The sequence below is a fragment of the Pseudomonas sp. PA-1-6B genome, assembly GCF_021609545.1.
In the GTDB taxonomy this organism is placed as follows: Bacteria; Pseudomonadota; Gammaproteobacteria; order Pseudomonadales; family Pseudomonadaceae; genus Aquipseudomonas; species Aquipseudomonas fluorescens_BV.
In genome coordinates this window covers 1-12,609 of sequence record NZ_WJZM01000096.1, presented here as the reverse complement: position 1 = coordinate 12,609, position 12,609 = coordinate 1, and the positions used below count along the sequence as shown (strand labels likewise).

Below are 12,609 nucleotides of genomic sequence, written 5' to 3'. Positions count from 1 at the left end.
GTGGGGCAAGAGCGTTTTGCTTACTTTGGCCTGGGCCGGCATCCCGGCTTTTGCAAAGTGAGCCGCCGTCAGGGCGGAACCCTAAGTGGCCGTTACCGCAGCAATGGATATGTACTCGGTATAACTGCGTCGACTGTCAGGCCGCCATCGCAGGCAAGCCAGCTCCCACATTTAGATCGCGGGGCGTCAGGTAGATAGGTGTCGGCTTTCAGGCCATCATCGCAGGCAAGCCAGCTCCCACATTTGGATTGCGGCGCGCCAGGGAGATAGGTGTCGGCTTTCAGGCCGTCATCGCAGGCAAGCCAGCTCCCACATTGGGATTGCGGCGCGCCAGAGAGATAGGCATCGGCTGTCAGGCCGTCTTCGCAGGCAAGCCAGCTCCCACAGTTGGATCTCGCCGCACCTGGGAGATAAGTGCTGCTGTTTGCAGCTTACGGCTTGAGCGCTTTCTTGGGATAAATGTCGTAGCGGCTGGACTTGCCATCCAGCGCATGGCTTGGCTTCGGCCCCTCAATACAGGGTGCCTTGCGCGGCCGCTTGACCACCACCCGATGGCTGGCCAAAGCCAGAGCGGCCGCAAGCAACGCCGGTGCATCCGGGTCATCGCCCACCAACGGCCGGAACAGGCGCATTTCCTTCTTCACCAGGGCAGTTTTCTCACGGTGCGGAAACATCGGGTCCAGGTAGATCACCTGAGGCGGCTCGCCCTGCCAATTGAGCATCACGTCGATGGAGTTGCCCTTGAGCAGCTTCATGCGCGCCACAATCGGCGCCACGTCAAAATCTTCGGCAGCGCGGGCCAGGCCATCTTCGAGCAAGGCGCCGATCAGCGGCTGGCGCTCGATCAGGCTCATCTCACACCCGAGGCTGGCCAGCACGAACGCGTCCTTGCCCAAGCCAGCCGTGGCGTCCAGCACTCGCGGGCGCACGCCCTGGGCGATGCCCACCGCCTTGGCGATCATCTGCCCGCTGCCACCACCATACAATCGCCGATGCGCCGCGCCGCCTTCGACAAAGTCGACCCGCACCGGCCCTGGCGCATCAGGCCCAAGCTGTTGCAACTGCAAGCCGTGCTCCCCCACTTGCAGGGAAAAATCCGCATCGGCCACCTGCAGAGGCAACCCCAGCAGCGAAGCCCACTGTTCAGCGCGGGCCTGGAAGCTGTCAGCCAAGGCTTGGACCTGGATGCGGCTGGCCGCTGGTTGTTCGTTCATCAATCGCCACGCTCAAAAATATTAAGGATCGGCAAACAACGGCCGATAAAAATCACAGTCAGGTATTTTGCCAGAGCTGAGCGTCGACCGAGAAAAATGTCAGACATTCTTCCCCTTTCCATCGGTGTACTGCCGACCCACAACCATTACGGCCTGCGCAATACCCAAGCGCTGGCCGGGGTGAGTCATGTGTGGCAGGACTTCTTCGCCCGCGCGTTGGCCGAGCAGCTCGGTGAAACGCCGGACGCGCTCGCCGCCAAGGCGCCCGCCCCGGCAGACCCGGCAGTTGAACCCCGCGAAGGCGCCGACCTGCTGGCGCAGATCCTCACCCAGCGTGAGTGCGATGTGAAAGACACCGAGATCGTGCCGCCTGCGCCGCTCTTCCTGCCGATTGCCGAGTTCGAAACCGAGCTGCTGCCACCGGCCGCGACGCCGTTCCCGGAAGAAGAAGTCATCGCCCAGCAACGCCAACAAGCGTTTGAGAGCGAGTGGGTACGCCCCATCGTGCTGAACGCCGGCCAACCGCTACCCGGGCCAGGCCCGGCGCCACAACCACGCCCACTGCACCTGCCGATTGCCGAATTCGAGCTGGACCTGCTGCCACCGGTCGCCACGCCGTACCCTGAAGAAGAACTGCTGGCGCAGCAAAAGGCCCTGGATTTCGATTACTACTGGGCACGCCCGCTGGTGACCCACAACCTGCGCCTGGCCGCCTGAACCCTAGCGACACACCCACCAACGCCCCATGTCCAGATGGAAATGGTTGCGATGAGCCGCGTTGTAGTCCGGGCTCAACACCACGTTGAAGTCATCACAGGCGCCATCGCGTACCAAACGCAGGAAGCGCGCACTGTCGCCCTGCCCCGGCCAATCCTTGAGCACGCTGATACTGTGCCCATCCGCCAGGCGAAAACCGGCGATATCCAGGGCATTGGCCGAGGCATGCTGGCTGAGTCGACCGTCGGCGCGGTTGTAGATATTACGGCAGGCAAAACTGCCCAAATGCTCGACGCGGCTCACCGCCTGGCCGAACACGGCCTGGGCCGCCGGTTGCAGGCTATGGCGCTCGAACAAGGCGAACGCCACCGCCAGCGGGCAACTGGCGAGAAAGCTGCTGCTCAAGGCCACGTCAGCGCCCTGCACACGCAGAATATTGCGCAAGGGGCACGCCGCATCAGCCGGTGTATCGGCCTGGCGGCTCACGCGCAGACCAGAGGTGTTCAGCACCTGGTCACACAGCGCCGGATCGTCCTGCAAACGACTGAGCTTGTAGCGCGTCAACAGGTTGGGGCTGGCCCGCACATCCAAGGGCGCCCAGGGGTTCCACTCGGCCGGCATCGGCACCCAACCCCGCCAGACAGCCAACGCAAATGCGCCCACCAGCACCAGCAACACACTCAATGTCTTGACCACACCCACGGCTCAACCCTCAAAGTAGCCCGAGCTGCTCCGCCACGGGTTCTCGATGCAAGGCAGGCAGCGGCGGTAGCCCTGGCAGACGCACCATCAGCTTGGCGTGGAAGCGCAGCGCCAGTTGTGCCGCGAGACGATTGTCCGACGTGTGCAGGAACATATAGGGCGTGCGGCCCTCTTCGATCCAACTGGCGATCTTTTCCACCCATGGAATCAGGAACGGGTCATTGGCCTCAAGGTCCGGATGCCCGATGAAGCGCACCTGGGGAAACTGCGTCAGGGCCGCTGGGCGCGGTGGCACCCGGGGCTTTTTGGACTGGGCATGCAGCACCGCTTCCGAGGTAGAGGTACAACTGAACAGGGCACGTGGATCGAGGCAGATGCGCTCGACACCGCGATCGCGCAACAGGCGGTTGAGCATGCGCTCAGCATCACCTTTGGCGAAGAACTGTTCATGACGCACCTCCACGGCCAGCGGCCGATCAATGCCATCGAGAAAACCAGCCAGCTCCGCCAGGCGTGGCGGCGTAAAGCTCTTCGAGAGCTGCAGCCACAGCGGTGAAACGCGCTCACCCAAAGGGCTCATCAAGCCGACAAAACTTTCTGCCGCCGGCAACTGTTCACGCAAATCGCCAGCATGGCTGATATCGCCGGGGAATTTGGCGGTGAAGCGAAAATCATCAGGCATGATTTCGGCCCAGCGCTGTACGGTAGCGGCCGAGGGGCGAGCATAGAAAGTAGTGTTGCCTTCAACGGCGTTGAAGACCTGGGAATAGAGCCCGAGGTAATCGCTGGAACGTGCCTCAGCGGGATACAGGTACTCGCGCCAGGCGTTTTCACTCCAGGACGGGCAGCCGATGTAATAAGGCAAACGCATCAGATATGGATATCGAGACCCAGCACTTCCATATCCCATTCGACAAAGCCGGCGGTGGTCAGGTAGCTGGCCAAGGCGGTGGCAACGCTTTTGCTCATGGAACGGGGAAAGACCATGTCTTGCTGACGGGCAGGAACGCCGCTGATGCGTGCGCTCGAGGCGCCTTGAGCTTTGGAAGGCGTATCGGTGTGTACTTCGATGAAGTCCGGTGAATCCTCGACGGACTCGTCTACCGTCACGCTCGCCTTGCGCGGCTTACGCTTGAGGGGGTACGACTGTGAGGAAAAACCGTCTATACGCATACATGCAGACTCGGTATCAATGATGGCAATTTAGCGGCACTTTCCATGGCGCGCAAATGCTCTGGTGATAACTAGAACACATAATTTGTAAAAGGTTTAAAAACCCAGGCAAATTCTGACGATTGGCGAAATTTGCCGCGTAACACCCACATTTTTGGCGTCAAATAATCCCGCGTTCGGCCTTGGTCTGCGCGACTTTATCGCGCAGGTACACCGGTGCTGCCTGGTCCGCCGCAATCGCCTCGCCGCGCTCGAATGCGAAACGTGCCAACGCCAGCAGGTCTTCGGCGTGTGGCAACATCGCCGCGTCCTGCTCGGCACACGTCACCTTGATGCGTTCGCCATAACCCCAACCCGTGCCGGCACCGAACCAATCGCCGCTGGCGTCAGCGGGCAACTGCGCCGCTTCGGGGGCCAGCACCGCTTCCGCACTGACCAGGCGCATTTCGCCTGCGGTCTCACGGTAGCAACCCCAGTAAACTTCATCCATGCGCGCATCAATTGCCGCTGCCACTTGCGACGCCCCGTGCTCACGCAACGCGCGCTGGGCCAGTACCGCCAGGTTGGACACCGGCAGCACCGGGCGCTCCAGCGCAAAGGCCAGGCCCTGCACCACGCCAATGGCAATGCGCACGCCAGTGAATGCACCTGGGCCACGGCCAAACGCGATGGCATCCACGGCAGCCAGGGTGGTACCAGCGTCTTCAAGCAATTGCTTGATCATCGGCAACAATTTCTGCGCGTGCAGGCGCGGGATCACCTCGTAGTGGCTCGTGACCTTGCCATCGTGCAGCAAGGCAACGGAGCAAGCTTCAGTCGCGGTGTCCAGGGCCAGCAGGGTGCTCATCGGTGTGGGTGTCCAAGTCGGAAAAAAGTGCGCCAGTATAAACAACAACGACCCGCAAGCGGGCCGTTGTCTGTGCCGCCGATCAACGGATCAGCTCAGTGCTTGCAGCACCTTGGCGGTGATGGCCTCTACCGAGCCCACACCAGGAATGTGGCTGTATTTCGGCTTGCCCTGGGCTGCGGACAGCTTCTGGTAGAAGTCCACCAGGGGCTTGGTCTGGGAATGGTAGACCGACAGACGATGACGCACGGTTTCTTCGGTGTCGTCTTTACGCTGCACCAGGTCTTCGCCGGTGACATCGTCCTTGCCTTCCACTTTCGGCGGGTTGTAGACGATGTGGTACACGCGGCCAGAGCCTTCGTGAACACGACGGCCAGCGATACGCTGGACGATCTCTTCGTCTTCAACCGCGATTTCGACCACGGCGTCCAACTCCACGCCCGCCTTCACCAAGGCTTCAGCCTGGGGAATGGTGCGTGGGAAGCCGTCGAACAGGAAACCGTTCTTGCAGTCTTCCTGGCTGATGCGTTCCTTGACCAGGTTGATGATCAGGTCATCGGAGACCAGGCCGCCGCTGTCCATCACGCTCTTGGCGATCAGGCCCAGTTCGGTGCCAGCCTTGACGGCCGCACGCAGCATGTCGCCGGTGGAGATTTGTGGAATGCCGAATTTTTCAGTGATGAACTTTGCCTGAGTACCTTTACCGGCCCCGGGAGCTCCCAGCAGAATGACGCGCATCGATGTGCTCCTCAATTTTTTATAGAGATGACGCTCGGATTCGCCGCGTGGGGCCAATCTCGTAAAAATGTGGTTCTAGGCCGATCAAACGGCCAAAGGCTGATCAAGATACACAGCGGGCCCTCACCATACAAGCCGCCAAAAGTAGGAGAAACCCGCGCCTCACCTGCGTCAGCGCCAGGGTGTGCCTGAGCGCAACCCACCCCCTCAAACGACGACCGCCCGTTTCCGGGCGGTCGTCGCGGTTTATCCGCAAGCCATTGAGTACACGCAAAAAACCTCAGCCGGTGTTGCGCAAACCGGCCGCGATACCGGCCACGGACACCAGCAGCGCCTGTTCCAGAGGGCTGTCTTGGGCAGCCTCCTGCTGACGGGAACGTGCCAGCAACTCGGCCTGCAACAGGTGCAAGGGGTCGAGGTAGGTGTTGCGCAGGCGGATGAACTCCAGGGTGTCGGGGCTATGGGCCAGCAGCTGCGACTGGCCGGTCAGGCCAAGCACCACGTCACACGCCTGCGACAATAGGTCGCGTAAGTGCGCACCCAATGCCAGCAGGTCCGGCTGCACCAGGCGCTCATCATAAAGACGGGCGATATCGGCATCAGCCTTGGCCAGGACCATTTCCAGCATGTCGATGCGCGTGCGAAAGAACGGCCACTGCTCGCGCATCTGCCCCAGCAATTGACCTTCACCGCGCTCCAGCGCCTTGCTCAGTGCCGCTTCCCAGCCGAGCCAGGCGGGCAGCATCAGGCGCGTCTGGGTCCAGCCAAAGATCCATGGGATGGCGCGCAAGCTCTCAATCCCGCCCGCACGACGCTTGGCCGGGCGACTGCCCAGAGGCAAACGGCCCAATTCCTGCTCCGGCGTGGACTGGCGGAAGTACTCGACGAACTGCGGATTTTCGCGCACGACGGCCCGGTAAGCACTGACACCGTCTGCCGCCAGTTCGTCCATCAGATGACGCCAGGCAGGCTCGGGAGGCGGCGGCGGCAACAGGGTCGCTTCCAGTACCGCGGCCAGGTAGAGATTGAGGTTCTGCTCAGCGATATCCGGCAGGCCGAATTTGAAGCGAATCATCTCTCCCTGCTCAGTGGTGCGGAACCGCCCCGCTACCGAGCCCGGTGGCTGCGACAGGATGGCAGCGTGCGCCGGGCCACCGCCACGGCCAACGGTGCCGCCGCGACCGTGGAACAACAACAGCTCCACCTGTTGCTCGCGGCAGATATCCACCAGGCGCTCCTGGGCGCGGTACTGTGCCCAGGCGGCGGCCGTGGTGCCGGCGTCCTTGGCCGAGTCCGAGTAGCCAATCATCACTTCCTGCGGGCCCTGCAAGCGCGCGCGGTAACCCGGCAGTTGCAACAGGCGCTCCATCACCGGCCCGGCGTTGTCCAGGTCGGCCAGGGTCTCGAACAATGGCACTACGCGCATTGGCCGCTGTACGCCGGATTCCTTCAACAGCAGTTGCACCGCCAGCACATCCGACGCGGCGCCGGCCATGGAGATGACATACGAACCTAATGATGCGGCTGGTGCGGCGGCGATTTCCTTGCAGGTATTGAGCACCTCGGCAGTGTCCGCCGAGGGTCTGAAGTAACCCGGCAGCAAGGGCCGCCGATTGGTCAGTTCCTGGGTGAGGAAACTGATACGCGCATCCTCATCCCAGTCTTCATAACGCCCCAGACCCAGGTAATCGGTGATTTCGGTCATGGCCGCCGAGTGACGGCTGGAGTCCTGGCGCACATCCAGGCGCACCAGGAACAGGCCGAACGTCACGGCACGGCGCAGGCAGTCGAGCAGCGGGCCATCGGCGATCACGCCCATGCCGCATTCGTGCAGGGACTGGTAGCACAGTTGTAGCGGGTCCAGCAGGTCGCGGTTGTTCTGCAACACCTCGGCCGGCGCCGGGGTGGTGCTGGTCAACGAGGTGTGGGCCCACTGGCGCGTGGCGCGCAGGCGTTCACGCAGTTGCTTGAGCAAGGCACGATAAGGTTCGACGCTGTCGCCTACTTTGGCTTGCAACGCCGGGCTGGCCTGTTGCATCGACAGCTCTGAGGCCAGTTGATCAATGTCACGCAGGTACAAATCCGCCGCCATCCAACGCGCCAGCAACAGCACTTCGCGGGTGACCGGCGCGGTGACGTTCGGGTTGCCGTCACGGTCGCCGCCCATCCACGAAGCAAAGCGAATCGGCGCAGCCTCCAAGGGCAGGCGCAGGCCGGTAGCGGCGTGCAGGGCCTGGTCGGCCTTGCGCAGGTAATTGGGGATGGCGTGCCACAGCGAATGCTCGATCACCGCAAAGCCCCATTTGGCTTCGTCCACCGGGGTGGGCCGCACTCGACGGATTTCTTCGGTGTGCCAGGCTTCGGCGATCAAGCGTTGCAAGCGCTCGCGAATCTGCTCGCGCTCGGCGGTGGTGAGGTCGCGGTGATCCTGCAAGGCCAGTTGCGCAGCAATGGCATCGTACTTCTGGATCAGCGTGCGGCGGGCCACTTCGGTGGGGTGGGCGGTGAGCACCAGCTCGATGTCCAGCCGCGCCAACTGCCGGGCCAGGGATTCATTGCTGTGACCTTCGCTTTGCAGACGGGCCAGCAATTCTGGCAAAACCCGCGATTCGAACGGCGCCGGTTGGGACTCATCGCGCCGATGAATCAATTGATATTGCTCGGCAATGTTGGCCAGGTTGAGGAACTGGTTGAAGGCCCGGGCCACCGGCAGCAGCTCGTCCTCCTGCAACTGATTGAGGCTGGCGCTCAACTCATCGCCAGCGGCTTTCTCTGAAACGGCTCCGCGACGGTCGGCCTTGGCGCCTTTGCGGATCTGCTCGATCTTTTCGAGGAAAGCCTCGCCGTACTGCTCTCGAATGGTGTTGCCCAACAGCTCACCCAGCAGGTGAACATCCTCACGCAAGCGTGCATCGATATCACTCATCAGCCAATCTCCAGCCAGAAATCCGGGACGCGCAGGTGCTTCAGAGTGCCGCCGACGTCGGTTTCTGACAAGGCCGAACGCAAACGACTTTAAACCTTGGCGCTTGCAGCTAGTCTCAACGGTGAGTCGCCGCGTCATCCACGCAGGCGGCTGGTCACTCATCACCGCCTGCCATCGCAGGCTTTATTGAGGTAGCCATGAAAATTCGAGAACTGGCCCAGCATTGGGAAGAAACCGCCAAGGGTCGTTTGACCAAGACTGAATACGCCATTCATCTGGATGTAGAAGCCGCTGCACGGCTGGCGGCCATTGCCGAGATGTACCCCAAGCGCCATGTCGAAGAACTGCTCGGCGAGTTGATCGGTGCCGCCCTTGAAGAGCTGGAAGCCAGCTTTCCCTACATCCAGGGCCAGCAGGTAATTGCCACCGACGAAGAGGGTGACCCGCTGTATGAAGACGTCGGCCCCACGCCACGCTTTCTTACTTTATCCCGTCGCCACTTACATGATTTGTCGGCCGGCACTGACGAACAAAAACACTGATAAACATTTATTGACGTCAATTAAACCCACATATTCCGGGCCTTTTACAGGTCCGGAGGTACCGCTGCGCACCGCGAAAGTTCCATTTTTCAAACACTGACCAATCAGTCAGATATTTTTTTAGGCAAATCGCCATATCCGCTGAACTTTTGAAAAAAGCCTCCGGTCACAGCCAGTAGCCATCACTTGTGGAACGATCGTTTGAACGGACGCCATGTGCTTTACCGACGGGCCCGAAATCGATACGCCCCGATGGATTTTGATGTTTTTCAGGAGTTATCCAATGGAGTTGAAGACGATGAACACCAGCACTGCCAAATCCTCGTTTAACCACCTGCGCGGGCTCAAATTGGCCGCGCTGGCAATCGGCACCAGCTTCGTTCTGGCTGGCTGCGCCGGCAACCCTCCAACCGAGCAGTACGCCGTAACCCAATCGGCCGTCAACAGCGCAGTCAGCGCCGGCGGTACCGAGTATGCGGCGGTGGAAATGAAGTCGGCCCAGGACAAGCTCAAAGAAGCTGAGATTGCCATGCACGACAAGAACTACGACAAGGCTCGCCAATTGGCTGAACAAGCCGAGTGGGATGCCCGCGTCGCTGAGCGTAAGGCCCAGGCTGCCAAGGCTCAACAGGCTGTGAAGGATTCCCAGAAGGCTGTTGAAGAACTGCGTAAGGAAGGCATGCGCCCAGCTGCAATCATGCAGAAGTAAGCCGCAGCCCCTTGACTGCATCGCACCTGATATCGAATTGAAAGGACGACACGACTATGCGTAAACAATTGATGATCCCTGCCCTGCTGGCGATGAGCGTTGCCTTGGCGGCCTGCTCCACCCCGCCGAACGCGAACCTGGAAAATGCGCGGACCAATTTCTCGTCCCTGCAAACCAACCCGCAAGCCACCAAGCTGGCGGCGCTGGAAACCAAAGACGCCAGCGAATGGCTGGACAAGGCTGACAAGGCCTACCGCGACAAGGAAGACGAGAAGAAAGTCGACCAGTTGGCCTACCTGACCAACCAGCGCGTTGAAGTGGCCAAGGACACCATCGTCCTGCGCGAATCCGAAGCCAAGCTGAAAAACGCTGGTGACGAACGTGCCCGCGCCCTGCTGGACGCTCGTGACGCACAAATCAAGCAACTGCAAAACAGCTTGAACGCCAAACAAACCGATCGCGGCACTCTGGTGACTTTCGGTGACGTGCTGTTCGCCACCAACAAGTCCGATCTGAAATCCAGCGGCCTGGTGAACATCACCAAGCTGGCTCAGTTTCTGCGCGATAACCCAGACCGTAAAGTGATCGTCGAAGGCTATACCGACAGCACCGGTTCCGACTCGTACAACCAGAGCCTCTCTGAGCGTCGTGCCGCTTCTGTTCAGCGTGCACTGGCTCAACAAGGCGTGGATATCTCGCGTATCGTGACCCAGGGTTATGGCAAGGAATACCCGGTTGCCGATAACGGCAGCGTCTCCGGCCGCGCCATGAACCGTCGCGTGGAAGTGACCATTTCCAACGACAACCAGCCGGTCAAGCCACGGTCTTCCGTTGCTAACTGATTGATGCTGGATAAAAAACCCACCTTACGGTGGGTTTTTTTTGGGTTCGTCGAACCCGACTGGACGATGTGTATCTTCGAGCGGCATTTCTATCTTCGCGCTCGATAGCTTGTCCATCAGTTGGCTAAGCTCATGCGTCTGGGCAACTTTGCGCTCCAGTTCTTCATGCCCTCTCGCCATGTTCAACATATTGCGTATCGCAGCAATAGTAATCGCCACTGTCTCGGCCCCAATCTTTATGAGTCATGACGCTTTTGTGGCTTCTGACGCAAGACGGTTCCCGTTATTCATGTTACTGCTGGAAATCAATGGAAATCTTTGCGCTACCTTCGCCACCAGGCTTGCTGCCTTCGCCATCAGCGCCTTTACCCTCTTGGCCTTCCATAGCTTTAAGCTTTTCCTCGAGTTCTTTCAGCAGTTTTTTAAGGTCATCCACAGCGCCTCCCGAACCGCCACCGCCCTCTGAACCACCGGCACCTTGAGATTGCATCTGACCTATTTGCTTCTTCAGATCCTCAATCTCTTTCTTGAGGCTGCCCACGTCACCGGATTGTTGACCTGCATCTTGAGCGCCAAAACCACCTTGGGAAGGACCAACTCCACTTATAGACATATGTGACTCCAAATCAAGTTAAAGAGTTAACCGAATCAGCGTTGCTGCTCGGTCCCAAATCAGTGGCAACTCACTCAAAATGGTTCCAGCTTTCCCCACACTGCCTGTCCTACTGCTCCAGTTTCGGCGTTTCTTGACCTATACAACGCACGGCCTGCTTCTTGTTGTTCACCAGCACGCCGCTCAAACCCTTCTGCTCGGTATCAAACATCACCAACACGCCGTCAACACACTGCGCCACTTGCGCGGCCGGGGTCAGGGAGATTTTGTAATCTTCGCCCGGTATGGTCTTGAGCATGGTGAAATCGCTGAGCAGCAACGCATCTTCCGGCTTGGCGAAGTGCAGGTAGCCGTAGTACCACAGGCAGCCTACGGTGCCGATGATGGTACCGATGCCGGTGAGGATCAGCGGGATCATGTTGCGTTCTTCGCTCATTGCGGGCTCTCTGATGAGTCAACTTTAGGAATAGGGTAATTCGGAATTTCCCCCAGGCGGCGCAAGCCGTTGAAGTGCTGAGGGTCGTCCAGATAACGCAGCATGACGGTCTGCCAGGTTTTGTCGGCAAAGGTCTGCACATGGCCGCCACGGGTCAGTTGCAACACCCTGGGCGGTGGCGCCGCTTGATACAGGCGGATGCCATTGGCCACAGGCACAATCGGGTCATCCAGGCTGTGGAACAGCAGCTTGGGCACGCCGGTCAACCGGGGCATGGCATTGATCGCACTGTCGGCGTCGGGCACCAGCCACGACAGCGGCACCTGCAACGGCCAGGTTAACCAGGAAGTGCTCAGGGCGAATTGTCCTACGTCACGATAACTGGCTGGCACGCCGTCCAGTACCAAGGCTTTTAGTTGGGCTTGACGCTCCGGGTGGGCTGCCAGGTAATGCACCGCCAGTGCACCGCCCAGGCTTTGGCCGAGAATAACCAGCGGTTGACCCTGGGTTTCAGGCGCCTTGTCGATCCAGCCGAATGCGGCGTCGATATCCTGGTAGATCGCCGGCAACGACGGCTTGCCTTCCGACAGCCCATAGCCGCGATAGTCCAGCAACAGCACTTGATAACCCTGCTCCGGCAACCACCAACTGCCCCCCAGGTGCCAGGCGAGGTTGCCGCCGTTGCCGTGCAAATGCAGGACTGTGCCCTTGAGCGGGACACCGGGTTTGGCCGGCAGCCACCAGGCGTGCAGTTTCACGCCATCTGCGGTGGTGAGCGTGACGTCGCGGTATTGCAGGTGGGCTTTTTCCGGGGTGAAGGGTAGGCCGGGCTCGGGGTAGAACAGCAAGGAGCTGCAGCCGTTCAATGTGAGTAGCAGGCATAAAATGCCGAGGATTCTCATCCGTTGAAACCTCGCGAAAGTTCTGAAGACCAGTAAAGATCAAATGTGGGAGCTGGCTTGCCTGCGATAGCGGTCTATCAGTGACTGAGTGCTGGCTGACCCAGCGCTATCGCAGGCAAGCTGATCTGGTCCAGTAATTTTGGACATTCTTATCGGTTTTCACGCCGCTAGCTTTTCCGCCGCTATCGGTGAGTGGTAACCGTTGTAACTGTGGCGCCTTACACTGTTGTAGCGCGCCACATATCGGT

The 12,609-nt window shown here is 60.1% G+C and carries 14 protein-coding genes; 4 read left to right on the top strand and 10 right to left on the bottom strand.

Annotated elements, in window-relative coordinates; all coding sequences use genetic code 11:
- Positions 1–431: 431 nt before the first annotated feature.
- Positions 432–1,214 carry a class I SAM-dependent methyltransferase gene (locus tag GIV35_RS26595; RefSeq protein WP_014717213.1) on the bottom strand — a complete coding sequence of 261 codons (783 nt, stop codon included), beginning with the start codon at positions 1,212–1,214 and terminating at the stop codon, positions 432–434.
- Between the two features lie 96 nt (positions 1,215–1,310).
- On the opposite strand from GIV35_RS26595, the gene GIV35_RS26590 reads away from it, so the two are divergent.
- Positions 1,311–1,931 carry an energy transducer TonB gene (locus tag GIV35_RS26590; RefSeq protein ID WP_236265490.1) on the top strand — a complete coding sequence of 207 codons (621 nt, stop codon included), beginning with the start codon at positions 1,311–1,313 and terminating at the stop codon, positions 1,929–1,931.
- 3 nt (positions 1,932–1,934) lie between these two features.
- Here GIV35_RS26590 and GIV35_RS26585 read toward each other — a convergent pair whose 3' ends face one another.
- The 6 genes from GIV35_RS26585 to ppc all read right to left on the bottom strand — a co-directional run bounded on the left by GIV35_RS26585 (position 1,935) and on the right by ppc (position 8,317).
- Positions 1,935–2,633 carry an extensin-like domain-containing protein gene (locus tag GIV35_RS26585; RefSeq protein ID WP_236265491.1) on the bottom strand — a complete coding sequence of 233 codons (699 nt, stop codon included), beginning with the start codon at positions 2,631–2,633 and terminating at the stop codon, positions 1,935–1,937.
- A 10-nt stretch (positions 2,634–2,643) separates the two neighbouring features.
- Entirely contained in the window at positions 2,644–3,504 is an 861-nt protein-coding gene (locus GIV35_RS26580; protein ID WP_105225998.1) for a DUF72 domain-containing protein, read from the bottom strand.
- Positions 3,504–3,806, bottom strand: coding sequence for a hypothetical protein (locus GIV35_RS26575; RefSeq protein ID WP_034126521.1), 303 nt, complete (start codon positions 3,804–3,806; stop codon positions 3,504–3,506). The genes GIV35_RS26580 and GIV35_RS26575 overlap by 1 nt, the downstream gene beginning before the upstream one ends.
- A gap of 160 nt (positions 3,807–3,966) precedes the next feature.
- Positions 3,967–4,653, bottom strand: coding sequence for a tRNA (adenosine(37)-N6)-threonylcarbamoyltransferase complex dimerization subunit type 1 TsaB (gene tsaB / locus GIV35_RS26570; protein ID WP_105225997.1), 687 nt, complete (start codon positions 4,651–4,653; stop codon positions 3,967–3,969).
- Positions 4,654–4,743: 90 nt separating this feature from the next.
- Complete coding sequence (gene adk, locus GIV35_RS26565; RefSeq protein ID WP_003189104.1) at positions 4,744–5,391, bottom strand: adenylate kinase; 648 nt, start codon at positions 5,389–5,391, stop codon at positions 4,744–4,746.
- 280 nt (positions 5,392–5,671) lie between these two features.
- Positions 5,672–8,317 carry a phosphoenolpyruvate carboxylase gene (gene ppc, locus GIV35_RS26560; protein WP_105225996.1) on the bottom strand — a complete coding sequence of 882 codons (2,646 nt, stop codon included), beginning with the start codon at positions 8,315–8,317 and terminating at the stop codon, positions 5,672–5,674.
- A gap of 197 nt (positions 8,318–8,514) precedes the next feature.
- Between ppc and GIV35_RS26555 the strand changes: the two genes are divergently transcribed.
- The 3 genes from GIV35_RS26555 to GIV35_RS26545 all read left to right on the top strand — a co-directional run bounded on the left by GIV35_RS26555 (position 8,515) and on the right by GIV35_RS26545 (position 10,410).
- Positions 8,515–8,859, top strand: a complete 345-nt coding sequence (locus GIV35_RS26555) for a pilin assembly protein (RefSeq protein ID WP_073522699.1) — start codon at positions 8,515–8,517, stop codon at positions 8,857–8,859.
- A 283-nt stretch (positions 8,860–9,142) separates the two neighbouring features.
- Complete coding sequence (locus tag GIV35_RS26550) at positions 9,143–9,568, top strand: DUF4398 domain-containing protein (RefSeq protein ID WP_034126517.1); 426 nt, start codon at positions 9,143–9,145, stop codon at positions 9,566–9,568.
- Between the two features lie 56 nt (positions 9,569–9,624).
- The gene (locus tag GIV35_RS26545) at positions 9,625–10,410 is read left to right on the top strand and encodes an OmpA family protein (protein ID WP_034126516.1); all 786 of its coding nucleotides are present in this window, start codon (positions 9,625–9,627) and stop codon (positions 10,408–10,410) included.
- Positions 10,411–10,702: 292 nt separating this feature from the next.
- Here GIV35_RS26545 and GIV35_RS26540 read toward each other — a convergent pair whose 3' ends face one another.
- From GIV35_RS26540 to GIV35_RS26530, 3 genes are all read right to left on the bottom strand, one after another.
- Positions 10,703–11,023: a hypothetical protein gene (locus GIV35_RS26540; protein ID WP_054897116.1), complete on the bottom strand. Its 321-nt coding sequence runs from the start codon at positions 11,021–11,023 to the stop codon at positions 10,703–10,705.
- Positions 11,024–11,132: 109 nt separating this feature from the next.
- A complete protein-coding gene (locus GIV35_RS26535) occupies positions 11,133–11,459 on the bottom strand; it encodes a hypothetical protein (protein WP_200648470.1) in 327 nt (108 codons plus the stop codon).
- A complete protein-coding gene (locus GIV35_RS26530) occupies positions 11,456–12,361 on the bottom strand; it encodes an alpha/beta hydrolase (protein WP_060764535.1) in 906 nt (301 codons plus the stop codon). Before GIV35_RS26530 ends, GIV35_RS26535 begins: the two co-directional genes overlap by 4 nt.
- Positions 12,362–12,609 lie beyond the last annotated feature (248 nt).